This window comes from Citrobacter sp. RHBSTW-00859 (assembly GCF_013729795.1).
GTDB lineage: Bacteria > Pseudomonadota > Gammaproteobacteria > Enterobacterales > Enterobacteriaceae > Citrobacter > Citrobacter braakii.
On sequence record NZ_CP056284.1, the window covers coordinates 2,141,998 to 2,156,717 of the forward strand.

The 14,720-nt window shown below is 51.1% G+C and carries 16 protein-coding genes and 1 pseudogene; 15 read left to right on the forward strand and 2 right to left on the reverse strand.

Annotated features, from left to right (window positions below):
- Positions 1-34: 34 nt before the first annotated feature.
- The 8 genes and pseudogenes from HV302_RS10695 (at position 35) to HV302_RS10730 (ending at position 2,883) form a co-directional block, all read left to right on the forward strand.
- The gene (locus HV302_RS10695; RefSeq protein ID WP_136397987.1) at positions 35-247 is read left to right on the forward strand and encodes a hypothetical protein; all 213 of its coding nucleotides are present in this window, start codon (positions 35-37) and stop codon (positions 245-247) included.
- Positions 244-564, forward strand: coding sequence for a head-tail connector protein (locus HV302_RS10700; protein WP_094158645.1), 321 nt, complete (start codon positions 244-246; stop codon positions 562-564). The genes HV302_RS10695 and HV302_RS10700 overlap by 4 nt, the downstream gene beginning before the upstream one ends.
- Positions 565-572: 8 nt before the next feature.
- On the forward strand, positions 573-911 hold the full coding sequence (locus HV302_RS10705) for a phage head closure protein (RefSeq protein WP_181627317.1): 339 nt from the start codon (positions 573-575) through the stop codon (positions 909-911).
- Positions 908-1,357: an HK97-gp10 family putative phage morphogenesis protein gene (locus tag HV302_RS10710; protein ID WP_181627318.1), complete on the forward strand. Its 450-nt coding sequence runs from the start codon at positions 908-910 to the stop codon at positions 1,355-1,357. Before HV302_RS10705 ends, HV302_RS10710 begins: the two co-directional genes overlap by 4 nt.
- Positions 1,354-1,701: a tail completion protein gp17 gene (gp17, locus tag HV302_RS10715; RefSeq protein WP_181627319.1), complete on the forward strand. Its 348-nt coding sequence runs from the start codon at positions 1,354-1,356 to the stop codon at positions 1,699-1,701. The genes HV302_RS10710 and gp17 overlap by 4 nt, the downstream gene beginning before the upstream one ends.
- Before the next feature lie 59 nt (positions 1,702-1,760).
- A pseudogene (locus tag HV302_RS10720) lies at positions 1,761-2,180 on the forward strand (phage tail tube protein); the annotation flags it as partial.
- Between the two features lie 32 nt (positions 2,181-2,212).
- Positions 2,213-2,596 carry a phage tail assembly chaperone gene (locus tag HV302_RS10725; RefSeq protein WP_181627321.1) on the forward strand — a complete coding sequence of 128 codons (384 nt, stop codon included), beginning with the start codon at positions 2,213-2,215 and terminating at the stop codon, positions 2,594-2,596.
- An 8-nt stretch (positions 2,597-2,604) separates the two neighbouring features.
- A complete protein-coding gene (locus tag HV302_RS10730; protein ID WP_181627322.1) occupies positions 2,605-2,883 on the forward strand; it encodes a phage tail assembly protein T in 279 nt (92 codons plus the stop codon).
- A gap of 20 nt (positions 2,884-2,903) precedes the next feature.
- On the opposite strand, the gene HV302_RS10735 is transcribed toward HV302_RS10730, so the two are convergent.
- Complete coding sequence (locus tag HV302_RS10735; RefSeq protein WP_060570048.1) at positions 2,904-3,323, reverse strand: hypothetical protein; 420 nt, start codon at positions 3,321-3,323, stop codon at positions 2,904-2,906.
- An 85-nt stretch (positions 3,324-3,408) separates the two neighbouring features.
- On the opposite strand from HV302_RS10735, the gene HV302_RS10740 reads away from it, so the two are divergent.
- From HV302_RS10740 to HV302_RS10760, 5 genes are read left to right on the forward strand one after another with little or no spacing between them, the layout of a single operon-like run.
- Complete coding sequence (locus HV302_RS10740) at positions 3,409-6,873, forward strand: phage tail tape measure protein (RefSeq protein ID WP_181627323.1); 3,465 nt, start codon at positions 3,409-3,411, stop codon at positions 6,871-6,873.
- A gap of 2 nt (positions 6,874-6,875) precedes the next feature.
- Entirely contained in the window at positions 6,876-7,214 is a 339-nt protein-coding gene (locus HV302_RS10745; protein ID WP_181627324.1) for a phage tail protein, read from the forward strand.
- Positions 7,211-7,969, forward strand: a complete 759-nt coding sequence (locus HV302_RS10750) for a phage minor tail protein L (RefSeq protein ID WP_062779621.1) — start codon at positions 7,211-7,213, stop codon at positions 7,967-7,969. Before HV302_RS10745 ends, HV302_RS10750 begins: the two co-directional genes overlap by 4 nt.
- 2 nt (positions 7,970-7,971) lie before the next feature.
- A complete protein-coding gene (locus HV302_RS10755; protein WP_062779623.1) occupies positions 7,972-8,682 on the forward strand; it encodes a C40 family peptidase in 711 nt (236 codons plus the stop codon).
- Positions 8,682-9,269: a tail assembly protein gene (locus HV302_RS10760; RefSeq protein WP_062779625.1), complete on the forward strand. Its 588-nt coding sequence runs from the start codon at positions 8,682-8,684 to the stop codon at positions 9,267-9,269. Before HV302_RS10755 ends, HV302_RS10760 begins: the two co-directional genes overlap by 1 nt.
- Positions 9,270-9,315: 46 nt before the next feature.
- Here the strand turns inward: HV302_RS10760 and HV302_RS28280 are convergent, their stop codons facing one another.
- On the reverse strand, positions 9,316-9,948 hold the full coding sequence (locus HV302_RS28280) for a hypothetical protein (RefSeq protein ID WP_044703935.1): 633 nt from the start codon (positions 9,946-9,948) through the stop codon (positions 9,316-9,318).
- Positions 9,949-10,092: 144 nt separating this feature from the next.
- Between HV302_RS28280 and gpJ the strand changes: the two genes are divergently transcribed.
- Both gpJ and cor read left to right on the forward strand, forming a co-directional pair.
- Positions 10,093-13,752 (forward strand): TipJ family phage tail tip protein, encoded by a 3,660-nt coding sequence (gene gpJ / locus HV302_RS10770; RefSeq protein WP_181627325.1) that lies wholly within the window; start codon positions 10,093-10,095, stop codon positions 13,750-13,752.
- A 692-nt stretch (positions 13,753-14,444) separates the two neighbouring features.
- Complete coding sequence (cor, locus tag HV302_RS28285; protein WP_191212447.1) at positions 14,445-14,684, forward strand: phage exclusion lipoprotein Cor; 240 nt, start codon at positions 14,445-14,447, stop codon at positions 14,682-14,684.
- Positions 14,685-14,720 lie beyond the last annotated feature (36 nt).

Consider the following 14,720-nt stretch of genomic DNA (forward strand, 5'->3'; position numbering starts at 1 on the left):
TGTGGGGCTTCGGCCCCGATTTTCGAGGTGATTTATGCCTGAATTACTGCGTGAACTTAAGTGGTCCCCAGATGGTTGTATTGTCGAATCCATTCCCGCTGGGGTGTATTCGGACGGTGAGCTACCTGCTCGCGCTGAGGAAATTGCTGCCGAACTTCGCATTATTAAATTTGGTGGTGGCGATGTTCATGTCGCTGCAGAGTCAGATCCAGAGCCAGCGGTAACAAAACGCGGGAAAACCAAATGAAGCCATCCATACAAGAGCTTCGCTACCAATGCCACATCGACAGTGATGACGATGCCGAAGATGTAATGCTGGAACTGTACCTTAATGCCTCTCTGAAACATGCCGAAAAAATTGTTAATCGCCATCTTTATGATGACGCTGTTCCGGAAGATGACCCGGATGGACTGGTAATTGATGACGATGTCAAGCTGGCCCTGATGTTGCTTGTATCGCACTGGTATGAGAACAGAGAGCCAGTAAGTCACGACAGCGTCAATACTATTCCATTCGGTGTTGAGGCGATTCTCAAACAGCACCGCAAAAGACCGGGAACGTAGGAGGGATTATGCAGGCAGGTCGATTACGCCATCGTATCACTATCCTGAACTTTTCTTCTTTTCGCGATACGACAGGCCAGCCGGTTGAAGAGTGGCAGGAGGGAAAGACCATATGGGCGGAAGTGCTGGGTATCAGTGGCAGGGAGCAGTTGCAATCGGGGGCGGAAACGGCGCAGGCAACGATCCGGGTGTGGGTCCGTTTCCGGCGTGATGTGACTGCTGCGTCAAGATTAAAGGTGCTCACAGGGCCATTTAAAGGCGCGGTACTGAATATCATCAGCCCCCCCATACCCGACAGTAAAGCCACCAGGCTGGAAATACTCTGTAAAAATGGAGCGGAAAAATGATTGATATCACTCTGGATTTTTCTGGCCTTGAAGAGATATCCCGCGATCTGGAATTACTGAGCCGTGCCGAAAACAACAAAGTTCTGCGTGATGCCACTCGAGCTGGTGCTGAGGTTCTGAAAGATGAGGTGATAGAAAGGGCACCTGAACGAACCGGCAAACTGAAAAAAAACGTGGTGGTGGTGACCCAAAAAAGCCGCCGCCGCGGGGAAATTTCTTCCGGTATTCACATCCGTGGCCGCAACATGCGAACCGGTAATAGCGACAACACAATGAAGGCGAGTAACCCGAGAAACGCCTTTTACTGGCGCTTTGTGGAGCTTGGCACTGCGAACATGCCTGCGCATCCTTTTGTGCGACCCGCTTACGATACGCGCGAGGAAGAGGCCGCCAGCGTCGCCATTGCTAGGATGAATCAGGCTATTGATGAGGTGTTGAGCAAGTGAATGAAGATGATATCTACGCTTTGCTTTCTCCCCTGGCAGAAGGACGGGTATATCCCTATGTTGCGCCATTAGGTAGTGACGGGAAACCGTCTGTCTCTCCACCCTGGATTATCTTTTCCATCGTCGATGATGTTTCCGCTGACGTACTGTGTGGCCAGGCAGAGAGCAGGGTTTCCGTTCAGGTCGATGTGTATGCCACAACGATCACTGAATCACGATCCCTGAGAAATTTGGCGCTCGCATCGCTTAAGCAGTTAAACCCTACAGAGGTGGTAAAAATCCCCGGGTACGAGCCATATTATCGGCTATACCGTGCCACCCTGGATTTTAAAGTTACACCTTGATAAATCATTCACCCAATGAACCCGCTTAATGGCGGGTTTTCTTTTTCCAGGAGACAGCTATGTCTGCACTTTATGAAAAATCGCAACTGACGAAGATCCTTATTTCCTCCTTGCCAGCCACCAAGGAAACGATGGACTCCGCAACCTTGCTCGATCTGAGTTGCACCATCAAGGAAATTCAATTCACCGGTGGTCAGAAGCAGGATATCGACGTAACAACGCTTTGCTCTACCGAGCAGGAGAACATCAACGGCCTGCCTTCTCCGTCAGAAATCTCTCTATCCGGTAACTTCTACAAGAATCCGGCGCAGGACGCCTTGCGTGAAGCGTATGACAACGATACGACCTACGCGTTCCAGGTTATCTTCCCGTCCGGCAAGGGCTTTAAGTTCCTGGCTGAAATCCGCCAGCACACCTGGTCTTCCGGTACCAACGGCGTAGTGGCGGCAACGTTCTCCCTGCGCCTGAAAGGTAAGCCTGAAAACATCGAATCTGGATCCTGAGAGGTCTCATGAAGAATATTAAAAATCTCGCCCTGGCTAAGATGTCGGGATTTCGTCATAAGACGGTCGCCGTTCATGAGTGGGAGGGCGTCAAAGTGGTTCTGCGTGAGCCGTCAGGTGAAGCCTGGCTGCGCTGGCAGGAGGTGGTGAAAGCGGGTACTGATGATGAAAATGTGTCGGTATCGGAAAAGGCACACCGTAATCTTTGCGCTGACGTGGTGCTCTTCATTGACGTCCTGTGCGACACCGATAAGCAACCGGTATTCAGCGTAGACGAAGAAGAGCAGGTGCGTGAAATCTACGGCCCCGTCCATTCACGCCTTCTCAAACAGGCGCTTGACCTGATCAATAACGCGGACGAAGCGCGGGAAAAGTCTCAACCCCCGGCGTAAAGTTTCTGATGTCGCTTGCGCTCCGTATGGGGCGCACGCTCTCAGAGCTTCGACAGAATATGACGGCAAGCGAGCTTCTGATGTGGATTGAGTACGACAGGCAAAGTCCGGTTGGCGATATCCGTGGCGACATTCAGGCAGCCCAGCTCGTCTCTGCCATCTACGGCTCGCAGGGGGCAAAAGTACCGCTGGACGATGCGATCCTGCGCTGGGGTGGTGATGAGCAATCAGCACCGAAGGACCCGTTTGCAGGGTTTGAGGCGGCTTTAATTGCTGCATCAAATTAGGGCGGTAAACCGCCCGTAACTTAGTTTATTTGCGATAATATAAAAACTATAAAGCCTATAAGGATTATAGCCCCTATAACTTTACCTATGTTCTCTGCTACATTTTCTGTCTGCTGTGCCTGCGCATTCAATTCTGAAGTTTTATCTAAAATGGTATCAGTAATAGCGTTAAATTCTTCGGAAAGAGTATTGTAAATAGAAATTTGAGCCTCTTCCGGCTCATTTTCAAAAAATTCGTTGATGACATCATTGCTCTCAAGTGTGGCTATGTGAATATTCTCACCTAAAGAGGATATATAATCAAAATAATCACACTGAGTTTTTGCTAACCCTCTAATTTTTAATCGGTTAGGCTTATAGGAAAGCGTTCCGTCTTCCTTTTCCCTAACTTCGTAGTAGTCATCCGGGTTGCCGGGAACTTCAAAGTTCAAGCTCAACATATATGTCTCCATGTGCAAAAAAAAGCCAAGCCTCTGATTTGTTAGTCCAAGTGGCTATTCTATTTTCATTATTAAGGTACAAGAGATGGCGGCTCTACGCGAACTAATAATTAAAATCTCCGCGAACTCTCAATCTTTCCAGAGTGAGATTGCTCGCGCCTCACGAATGGGTGCAGATTATTACCGAACCATGCAAAATGGAGGGAGGCAATCAGCAGCCGCTGCCCGCGAAAGCGAGAGGGCACTTTCTGATCTTACTAAGGGATTTGCATCAGCAGGGAAAGCCGCCGCGGCTGCTAGCGCAGCGTTTGCTACCGGGAAAATTGTTCAGATCGCTGACGAGTGGAACTCCGTAAACGCGCGACTCAAGCAGGCATCATCTTCTGCTGACGATTTTGCAGCTTCTCAGCGTCAGTTGATGGAGATAAGTCAAAGAACTGGGACGGCGTTCGCAGATAATGCAAACCTTTTTTCCCGCGCTGCGGCTTCAATGCGTGAATACGGGTATAGCTCCGATGAAGTCCTGAAAATTACCGAAGCTGTTTCTACCGGCCTCAAACTTTCGGGGGCTAACACCCAGGAAGCGAGTTCTGTTATCACTCAATTCAGCCAGGCGCTGGCACAGGGCGTTCTTCGTGGCGAGGAGTTTAACGCTGTTAACGAATCCGGTGACCGCGTTATCCGCGCACTTGCCGCCGGAATGGGCGTGGCCCGCAAAGACCTCAAGAGCATGGCCGATCAGGGGCAGCTTACGATTGATAAGGTTGTTCCAGCTCTGGTAGGCCAGTTAGATAATTTGCAAGATGAGTTCAAAAGCTTACCACAAACGGTTTCTGGTTCCTTGCAGAAGGTTACTAACTCATTCATGCAATGGGTTGGCGGCATTGATCAGGCTACCGGCGCAACGGCAGGTTTGTCTGGCGGGCTGGATAGTTTAGCCCAAACTCTGGATGCGTTCACTTCTTCAGCTGTTAGCGGTGCCTTGAATGACGTTGCTGACAATATGTCCACAATAACAACAGTGGCTGGGGCGCTTGTTGGTGTTGGGCTGGCAAGATATCTCAGTGGAGTGGTAACTAGCGCCACGAGCGCTACCGGCGCGCTAATTTCTGCGGCTAAGTCAGAGGTTGCACTTGCTGTTGCGCAAGATAAAGCGGCTCAGTCTGCTGTTGCAGCTTCAAGGGCTGAAGTTTACCGTGCTCAGCAAGCAGTACAGAGTTCAAGAAGTGCAGATGTTCAGGCAGCTCAGCAAGAAAAAGTCGCAGCAGCTGAAGCAAAAGTTACAGCAGCTCAAGCCAGACTGACTACCGCTCTTGCAAGTGGCACCGCTACGGAAAAAGTCAGGGCCAGAACTGCACTTGAGCGTGCACAGGCAGGGCTGGTAGCAGCTAAAAATGCCGACGCTCAGGCTGTCGCTGAAAGGCGTTTGGCTTCAGCTCAGGCTGCCTTAAACCGGAACCTTGCAAACCGTGTTTCGGCTCAAAGCAATCTCAATAGCGTGACATCCGTCGGCACTCGGCTCATGAGTGGTGCACTTGGTCTCATCGGTGGAGTTCCTGGTTTGGTTATGTTGGGTGCAGGAGCCTGGTATGCGATGTATCAGAATCAGGAGCAGGCTCGGCGTTCTGCTCAGGAATATGCCAGTCAAATTGACGAGATACGAGAAAAAACCTCCCGCATGTCTTTGTCTGAAACAGACGATAATAGGGGGAGGACTGTTGGTGCTCTGGTAGAGCAAAATCGTCTGATTGATGAGCAAGCCAAAAAGGTTGGTGAGCTGAAGACCCAGATCGATGATTTGAATGCATCGCGTGGAAAACCGGGCATTACCAGCGAGAACGATGCAAATATACTGAGAGCGATAGCTATTGTTACGGATCAGCTTGCTGTTGAAGAGGGAAAATTAAATGACATGCGAGATAAATCTCGCGGCATACAGCAGGCTCTCGAAGAAATTGAACGGCGTCGTAATGATTTAATTCGCGAACAAGCCTGGCGACAGAATGCGGTATATCAGTCGATGATCATGATGAATGGTCAGCATACTGAATTTAACCGCCTGTTGGGGCTGGGTAATCAGCTCCTTATGGCTCGTCAGGGGCTGGCTAACGTCCCGCTCAGACTTCCCCAGGCCGACCTCGACAAAAAACAAACTGATGCCCTCGAAAAGAGCCGCCGGGATCTGGAGTTGTCACGCCTGAAGGGTGAGGCCAAAGAGCGCCTGCGTCTGAGTTATGCAGCCGATGACCTGGGGTTAACCAGTGATCCGCAATTCCAGACAGGCCGTCAGGAGTTGATTAATAACGGTCTTGCTGAATGGCGGAATAATGAGTCCAACAAACCTAAGGCGAAGGGTGGTAAAACCGAAGGCGAGAAAACCGAGGATGTGTATAAGCGCCTTATCAAGCAGCAAAAAGAGCAGATTGCTCTGCAAGGCCAGAATACTGAACTGGCGAAGGTTAAATACCAGGTCAGCCAGGGCGAACTTGCTTCTCTGACAGAAGCCCAGAAAAAGACGGTATTGCAGAATGCTGCGCTGATTGACCAGGTTAAATTACGTGAGCAACTGCGAAATTACGAAGCCAACCTTGCTGACAGTAACGCCAGCGCCCGCGCAGCCAATGAAGCGCAACTGCTGGGCTACGGGCAGGGCTCCAGGTTCCGTGAAAGACTTCAGGAGCAGTTCAATCTGCGTAAGGAGCTCGAGCAAAAGAATACCGATCTTCTCCGCCAGCGTCAGGCTGGTGAAATCGACGAGACGTTCTATCAGCAGGGACTGGCACTTAATAAGCGCTATCTCGATGAGCGCCTGCGCGACCAGGAGGGATATTACGCAGCTTCTGATGCGCAGCGTGACGACTGGATGACGGGACTGTCTGAGGGTTATGCGAACTGGGTGGACGAAGCTACTGATTATTCTTCCATGGCCGCTGACGGCATGAAGCAGGCTATGGGTGGCGCCGTCACCACGATCACCGACATGCTCAATGGCAACGTTGACAGCTGGAAGGACTGGGGCGTCAGCGTACTGAAGATTATCCAGAACGTTCTGGTGAACATGGCTGTTGCTAACGGCGTCAGCTCAATTGGGTCGCTGTTCAGTTTTGGCGCCTCATCAGCCGCTACCGCCAGCAGCGGTACCGCTATTCAGAATGCTGGCGCGAACTTTACCTTTAATGCGAAGGGCAATGTTTACGACTCTCCGTCCCTTAGCGCTTACAGCAATGGCGTTTTTCAGACGCCTCAGCTGTTTGCTTTTGCCAAAGGGGCGGGCGTTTTCGGCGAGGCGGGTCCGGAAGCTATTATGCCGCTCACGCGCGCCGCTGATGGTTCGCTGGGCGTTAGGGCAGTTGGCACCCCTCAGGTCTCTGGCGGTGTACCTTCAGTTAACTTCGGCGATATCAATATCCAGGGCGGAAATCCACAGGCGGCCAGTCAGGGTACTGCTGGAGCAGCAGGCAGGCAGCTTAAGGATGCCATCACTGGCGTCATTAACGAACAGGCCAGTATGCCGGGCTCGCCTCTGTGGCGATTAATCAAGGGAGTTTAACCATGACAGTAGAAACCTTCAGCTGGTGCCCAAAGGTTGCCTCTCAGGTTGATACAAATTTTCGTACCCGAAAGGCACAGTTTGGCGATGGCTATACGCAGGTGGCAGGGGACGGTATCAACCCGGTAACACCTCAATGGAGCGTGAGCTTTACCGGCGACGAGGCTTACATTCATGCCATAAAAAACTTTCTCAACAGTCATGCCGGGTGGAAGTCATTTATCTGGAAGCCGCCGCTTGAGCCCTCAGGCTTATGGCGCGCGGAATCCTTCCAGATATCTACCCACGGCAACAAAAAATACACCCTCAGCAGCACATTCATACAGGCATACCATCCATGAGTATTTCATCTGATGTCCAGAAACTGGAGCCGGGTAAGCGCGTCCGCCTGATCGAGGTGGACGGATCAGCTTTCGGTGCGGGTATTCTTCGCTTTCACAACGAGACAATCCCGCACACCGAGGCGGAAATCATCGCCGCAGGCGGCGACGAGTCAAAACTTGAGCTGAAATCAGTGTGGTGGCAGGGGCAGGAGTATGGCGCGTGGCCGTATGAACTGACCGGCATATCTGTCAGCAGTGACGGACAGAGTTCACGACCGTCTCTCACCGTTGCAAACATCAGCGGCACGATTGGCGCGATGTGCCGAAGGTTTCAGGGGATGGCTAAAGCAAAGGTGATCATCCATGACACCTTCGTCCACTACCTGGATGCAAGAAATTTTCCTGGCGGGAATCCGACTGCGAATCCCAACGAGGAGCGCAAACAGGTTTATTACATCGACCGTAAATCAGGCTCAGATGATGAAACCGTAGAGTTTGAGCTTTCCAGCCCAGCCGATCTGCGCGGGCAACTCATTCCGACCCGGCAAATTCAGCCAATGTGCACATGGTGCATGAGGGGCTGGTACAAAACCGGAAATGGCTGCACCTACGCCGGGCAAAACGGCTGGTTCGACAAAGACGGGAACCAGGTAGACGATCCTTCGAAGGATGTTTGCTCCGGACTGCTGTCAACGGGCTGTAAACCTCGTTTCGGAGAGAATGAACAGCTGGATTATGGCGGGTTCCCCGGCGCTTCGCTTCTGAGAGGATAATAATGCGCGAGAAAACAGTTAGCGCCATTCTGGCGCATGCCGCCGCATCCTTCCCTGAAGAGTGCTGTGGCGTAGTTATCCAGAAGGGGCGGGTGGAGAAGTTCATCCCCTGCAAAAATCAGGCTGAGTCGCCGACTGAGCAATTCGAACTTAATCCTGAGGATTACGCGGTCGCCGAAGAGCAGGGCACTGTGGTGGCGATCGTCCACAGCCACCCCGGCGACGGGGCAACAACCCAGCCGAGCGAGCTCGACATGCTGATGTGTGATGCCACGGAACTGCCCTGGATTATTGCATCGTGGCCGGAGGGCGACATTCGCACCGTCATGCCTCGCGGAGACCGCCCCCTCACAGGACGCCAGTTTGTACTCGGGTATGCAGACTGCTGGTCTCTCATCATGGACTATTTCCGCATCGAACACGGCATTGAACTGCCCAACTACAGCGTAGATCGCCACTGGTGGGAGCAGGGTGAAAACCTCTATATGGATAACTGGCAGGAATGCGGTTTCCGTGAGTACGACGGTCCCGCTCAGCCCGGTGACATGGTTATCATGCAGGTTCAGTCCACCGTCCCGAACCATGCCGGGATTTTGCTGGAAGGCAGCATGCTACTTCATCACATGTATGGCCAGCTAAGCCAGCGTATTCCCTACGGCGGCTATTACCGTGACCGTACCATCAAAATTCTGCGTTATAAGGATTTGATGTAATGGAAAGAAAAACCGTTATCAAACTCAGCGGCTCAATGGCCCAGCGATTTGGCAGGACACATCGCCGGGCGCTAACGTCCGCCAGTGAAGTTTTCAGGGCGCTTTCAAACACAATTGACGGATTTGATGCTTACCTGCGCGAGACCAGAGCGAAAGGGCTGGACTTTGTCATCTTCCGAAACCAAATAAACATAGGAAAGGAAGAGTATGAGCTTCTTGGGCCTGGCGATGAACTTCGCATTATCCCTGTCATACGCGGTAGTAAAAGGGCGGGACTCTTTCAAATTATTACAGCCGCCGCAATTGTGGCTTTCACCTGGTGGAACCCAATAGGATGGGCTGCAGGTACACAAATGGCGCTATATGCTGCAGCTGGTTCTATGGCAGTTGGTGGCGTGGTGCAAATGCTCTCCCCTCAGGTATCAGGTCTGCGAATGCGGCAGGATCCTGATAACAAACCCTCTTATGCGTTTGGTGGGCCCGTTAACACAACAGCATCTGGCAATCCCGTCCCCCTGCTTTATGGGCAAAGGGAAATTGGCGGCGCGATTATCTCAGCCGGGATTTATGCCGAAGATCAGCAATAAGCCTCATCCCTGAGGCCGGAGAGATGTTATGGATAAACAGCTATTTTTACAGCGGTACAGCCTGGCCACTGATGATTTCAGAGTTCAGCCGTTTTGTGGTTTTCACGAGACTATCAAACATTGTTTCAAGCGAGAGCCAGGCATCTTGGATGCCATTCCCGTAAGCCTGGAAATAGATACAGAATCTGTGCCCGGTCAACTTGTTCCCATCGGGGGTGATGTAGTCCGTTATGAGGGGGCTGATGCGGAAGGAGCCTTTTCTAAAATCGGACCTTTCTATCTGAAGGTATATCGATAATTTATCGTAAACCCATATGATTGCTTCTTTGTTTGCATTCATTTCTATCTGTCGAAGGAAAAATTCGAAGCGGCCTGTTATTCCATGTGTACACCTGAATAAGGCTGCTGATGGATCATCCTTAGGTTCTCCAGAGAGCATACAGTCGGTGCTTTCCAGGGCACTTCCTGGACCGTTTATCCATCTAATAAAATCGTAAAAATTTTGTACCGATATTTGGTCTGCGTGCTCTACAAAGTCTTCTAAATGTGTAGTGATGAGTTCGGGGTGCTCTCTAAAATTATAGTATTTCCCCGCTTTATACTGATGTCCTTCGGTTGCACCCCATGGTTGGGAACGTCTTCCGGATTCCGTTATTTCAAAGGATGACACGACAATCATTTCACTTTCCTTAACCTATTTGATCCAGACGAAAGTTTTATTTAGTAACTACAGCAAAGTATCAACATACCCAGGGCTGTAAGGAATCAACATCCTGATATTCAAACAGTAGCCACCTTAAGGTGGCTTTTTTATGGGCGAAATATGACAACGACGATCATCAAAGGCCGCGGTAAAGGTGGCAGCAATCAGACCCGAACGCCCGTGGAAGCACCGGATAGCATTCAGTCCATTGCAAGGGCAAAGGTGCTGATTGCGCTTGGAGAGGGTGAGTTCGCTGGCGGGCTTGATGGTAAAAACATTTTTCTTGGTGACTCATCTTCCTACACGCCTCTTCAGAACGCCGACGGAAGTTATAACTTCAATAATGTGAAATATGAGTTCCGTTCCGGTACTCAGGACCAGGACTACATTCAGGGCTTCCCCGGCATTGAAAACGAACTTCAGGTTTCATACGAGCTGAAACAGGCTGTGCCGTACGTGCGCGCGGTATCCAACACGCAGCTCTCTGCGCTGCGAATTCGCCTGGGATGGCCAACTCTTTTACTCCAGAAAAACAACGGTGATAAAGTCGGCACCCGCGTCGAGTATGCTATCGATCTGTCGGTCGATGGCGGGCTGTATGAAACGGTGGTTAACGGTGCTGTTGATGACAAAACCACGTCGCTTTATGAGCGCAGTCACCGCGTCAATCTTCCGAAAGCCTCGACTGGATGGCAGTTGCGGGTTCGCAGAATCACGCCGGATTCCACGAGCGTGAATATCGTCGACACTATGCGCGTTGTAGCTGTAACTGAAATTATTGACGCCAAACTTCGCTACGTTAACACAGCGCTGCTGTATGTAGAGTTTGACGCAAAGCAGTTTCCTAATGGCATTCCTCAGGTTGTGTGCAATCCGAAGGGGAGAATCATCCGTGTACCAGACACTTATGATCCAGAAACCCGGACTTACTCTGGTACATGGGAGGGCGTATTTAAATGGGCATGGACGGATAACCCTGCCTGGATTTATTACGATATCATTCTGAACGAGCGTTTCGGGCTGGGTCAAAGAATCGATGCAACTCAGATAGACAGATGGGAGCTTTATCGCATCGCCCAGTATTGCGATCAGCAGGTACCAGACGGCAAGGGCGGAAGCGGGACGGAGCCTCGTTTTCGTTGCAACGTTTATATCCAGGACCGTAATGACGCCTGGACCGTACTTCGTGATCTGGCGGGTATATTTCGCGGCATGACGTACTGGGGCGACAATAAGATGTATGTCCTGGCTGATATGCCCCGCGATGTGTGGCACATCTATAACCATGCCAGCGTTGTTGAGGGAAAATTTACCTTTGCGGACCCGAGTGAAACCACCCGAAATACTGCCGCACTGGTGAACTGGTCAGACCCAGCCAACCACTTCAAAGACACGCCTGAGCCTGTTTACGATAACGATCTGGCCATGCGCTTCGATTATCGTCAGTTAGAAATGACTGCAATCGGCTGTACCAGGCAGTCAGAGGCAAACCGGCGGGGGCGCTGGGCGCTGCTTACTAACGGTATCGGCGAGGTAGTGACCTTCAGTACTGGTATGGATGTTCCTCCTGTCGGGGAGGTAATTGGCGTGGCTGCTAACGAGCTGGCCGGAAGAACTATCGGCGGCAGGGTGAGTGCGGTTAACGGCCGCAACATAACACTCGATCGCGCTAGTGATGTGAAAGCCGGGAACCGGCTGTTTTTGAACCTGCCATCTGGCATGGCTCAGGCCAGAACCGTTCAGGCCGTTAACGGAAGCATCGTGACAGTTACCACGCCCTACAGTGAAACGCCGGAGGCTGAATGTAACTGGGGTGTGGATTCTGACGATCTGACTATAGCGCTTTTCCGTGTAACGGGAACGCGGGACAACAACGACGGCACCTTCGAAGTCACCGGGACGACTTACAACCCTGACATCTATTCCGCCGTTGATACCGGCGCAAGACTGGACGAGCGTCCGATCAGCGTCATTCCACCAGGGGTTCAGGCTCCCCCAGAAAATATTGTCGTTGACAGTTACTCAACGGTTAACCAGAACATTGCGATTACCACTATGCGCGTTGCCTGGGATTCAGTTCAGGGTGCTGTTGCGTATGAGGCGGAGTGGCGGCGTGACAGCGGAAACTGGGTAAGCGTGCCCCGAACCTCTTCTCTCGGCTTTGAAGTGCAGGGTGTCTACTCAGGTCGCTATCTGGTCCGCGTCAGGGCGGTGAACGCCAGCGACGTTTCATCAGTCTGGGCGACATCATCAGAAGTAAATCTTACCGGCAAAGTGGGAAATCCACCGAAGCCGGTTGGCTTAATCGCTTCTGAAAACGTGGCATTCGGTATCGAGCTTAATTGGGGCTTCCCGGCGAATACCGACGACACGCTGAAGACGGAAATTCAGTACAGTCTGACCGGTACCGAAGACGATGCGATGCTGCTGGCCGACGTACCTTACCCGCAGCGCAAGTATCAGCAGATGGGCCTGAAGGCAGGTCAAATATTCTGGTACCGCGCGCAGCTGGTAGACAGAACGGGTAATGAATCAGGCTGGACCGACTGGGTTCGTGGCCAATCCAACGCGAATGCTGACGACTACCTGGGTGATATTGCTGATGACTTCCTGACGTCTGCAGACGGTGACCGCCTGACAAGCGACATTGATACCAACCTCGAAGCCGCATTGCAGAACGCGCTGGCCAACCATGCAACCGTGGAACACCAGTGGGCGCAGTACGGCGAAGTGCGCGCGGATATTCTGGTGGTCAAAACGACCATCGCCGATGTGAATCAGGCGATGGCGGAAATGTCCACGCAGGTGCAGGCGCAGGGCACGATGCTCACTTCAGTTGATGGGAAAGTGTCAACAGTGGATGGCAGAGTCTCTGCGGTTGACGGAAAAGTGGATATACTCGGGCAGACTACCAGCCAGCAATATTCCCAGGTAACAGCTGTGCTACAGGACAAATTGACTGCCATGGTAGACAGCACTGGCGCATCGGCGATTCATACGCTGAAGGTTGGTTTGCGTATTAACGGGCAGGAATATAACGCCGGAATGAGCATCGCAGCGCTGGCTCAGCCAGGCCAGCCGGTGGTAACTCGTATCGGATTTAACGCCAATCAGTTCGTCCTGATGAGTGGTAGCGGTGATACGCAATATTCACCCTTTGCTGTTGTTAATGGTCAGGTGATTATCAGGGATACGGTGATAGGCGATGGCACCATCAGTAACGCCAAAATCGGCAACTACATCCAGTCCAACAACTATGTTACAGGTTCGGTAGGCTGGCATATCAATAAAAATGGAAATAGTGAATTCAATAACGTAACAGTCCGCGGTACAATTTACGGCAATGACGGATATTTTAATGGGACGGTCCGAGCTAATAAAATAGAGGGTGACGTTTGCGCAATTTGGACTTTCCCGCAAATGTCTATAGCAGGAGGGGACGGAAGGAGCCAGACATTATACTGGAGAGGTGGCCTGAATTATCCTGCTCGTATTTGCATACCATATTCAGCCATTTCAATGGGCGTTTCTAGACCAGATAACCAATTTAGGGTCCAGCTAACGATAAACGGAGTAGTTATGTTTGATGAAACGTTCAACAATACCACCTCAATCCTCCGAAACGTTGTAGGTTATGTGGATGTACCTGCAGGCGCGGTCAACGTACCAATCACAGTCAACGTCTGGAAGGTGCAAGGGGGACAACCAAATACGCTTTACTTTACTGTAAACCGATTTACAGTAATCGTCTCCCCTGCAACAGATAGATTCTTTAGTTAATAAGGAGCGACACAGTTAGATGGAGAGCCGATGCGATGGAGCCGGTATTTGAGCAGGCGCTGAGCTTCACGGTTTCATCCAGGGGGTATGGCGGCGGGGCCTGGGCTGATATCAGCTTCAAAAAGTGGCAATACGTTCAGTGTTGATGCGTCTAATTACAGGGGATCGGCTTTTGTCCTTGAGGCCTATTTCTTTGCCATATATCCGCTTACCCTTCCGGCCTGGGGTGTGGCTATATGGGATGCTGAAGGGACACTGGTACTTACGAATGAGTCCCGGGTATTAAGCGACCTTACAACTATTGGCTCACCAGGTGCTGTAAGTGGTGGGCTTAACATTGATAAATACATGGCTGGCAAATGGGCCGTAAATCCGATGGGGCTGGGTTCTGTCATCCTCCATGCTGGTTCGGCACCCGGTGGGCAGCCAATATTTCAGTCTGTTGATGTGGGGACGGGTTGCCATGACGACACTGGTGGTACAAGGATTAGGGGGCAAAGTTCAACCACTGCAAGTGGTTCCTCTGTCGGAACAACGAATAGCGGAATTGTGATTACGGCGATAAACACAACTGCATATGATTAAATTGATCGATTTAAACGATCAATTTAAGAATATTGATCTATTAAAACTGTTTCTAATATTCAGTGTCGTTGGTTATTTTTGTTCAAATAATTAACTCTGGTATCGAAATGAAAAATATAATTATTCCCGTTATTGTTTGTCTGGCGCTTTCAGCGTGTTCGGCTCCTGTTCTGGAGAAACAGAAACCAGTTTGTCAGGCTGAGTCTGTACTTGGCGGACAGCCACAGTTAGTACAGATTTACGGTGTGCGAAAAGTTGCAAATCAGACTGAGTACAGAGCCGGTTATCCATTTAACTGGCGATGGGTGAATAAAAATAACTTCACCCGTTCGAATTGCCTTCAATGAAATACCAAAAATAACCCGCACCGGCGGGTTTTTTAT

Bases quoted from the DNA above. Each gene is read 5' to 3' on its own strand.
- HV302_RS10695 (WP_136397987.1), top strand. From the start codon at position 35: ATGCCTGAATTACTGCGTGAACTTAAGTGGTCCCCAGATGGTTGTATT.
- HV302_RS10725 (WP_181627321.1), top strand. From the start codon at position 2,213: ATGAAGAATATTAAAAATCTCGCCCTGGCTAAGATGTCGGGATTTCGT.
- HV302_RS10710 (WP_181627318.1), top strand. From the start codon at position 908: ATGATTGATATCACTCTGGATTTTTCTGGCCTTGAAGAGATATCCCGC.
- HV302_RS10730 (WP_181627322.1), top strand. From the start codon at position 2,605: ATGTCGCTTGCGCTCCGTATGGGGCGCACGCTCTCAGAGCTTCGACAG.
- HV302_RS10735 (WP_060570048.1), bottom strand. From the start codon at position 3,323: ATGTTGAGCTTGAACTTTGAAGTTCCCGGCAACCCGGATGACTACTAC.
- HV302_RS10705 (WP_181627317.1), top strand. From the start codon at position 573: ATGCAGGCAGGTCGATTACGCCATCGTATCACTATCCTGAACTTTTCT.
- HV302_RS10740 (WP_181627323.1), top strand. From the start codon at position 3,409: ATGGCGGCTCTACGCGAACTAATAATTAAAATCTCCGCGAACTCTCAA.
- HV302_RS10755 (WP_062779623.1), top strand. From the start codon at position 7,972: ATGCGCGAGAAAACAGTTAGCGCCATTCTGGCGCATGCCGCCGCATCC.
- HV302_RS10700 (WP_094158645.1), top strand. From the start codon at position 244: ATGAAGCCATCCATACAAGAGCTTCGCTACCAATGCCACATCGACAGT.
- HV302_RS10760 (WP_062779625.1), top strand. From the start codon at position 8,682: ATGGAAAGAAAAACCGTTATCAAACTCAGCGGCTCAATGGCCCAGCGA.
- HV302_RS28280 (WP_044703935.1), bottom strand. From the start codon at position 9,948: ATGATTGTCGTGTCATCCTTTGAAATAACGGAATCCGGAAGACGTTCC.
- HV302_RS10750 (WP_062779621.1), top strand. From the start codon at position 7,211: ATGAGTATTTCATCTGATGTCCAGAAACTGGAGCCGGGTAAGCGCGTC.
- gpJ (WP_181627325.1), top strand. From the start codon at position 10,093: ATGACAACGACGATCATCAAAGGCCGCGGTAAAGGTGGCAGCAATCAG.
- cor (WP_191212447.1), top strand. From the start codon at position 14,445: ATGAAAAATATAATTATTCCCGTTATTGTTTGTCTGGCGCTTTCAGCG.
- HV302_RS10745 (WP_181627324.1), top strand. From the start codon at position 6,876: ATGACAGTAGAAACCTTCAGCTGGTGCCCAAAGGTTGCCTCTCAGGTT.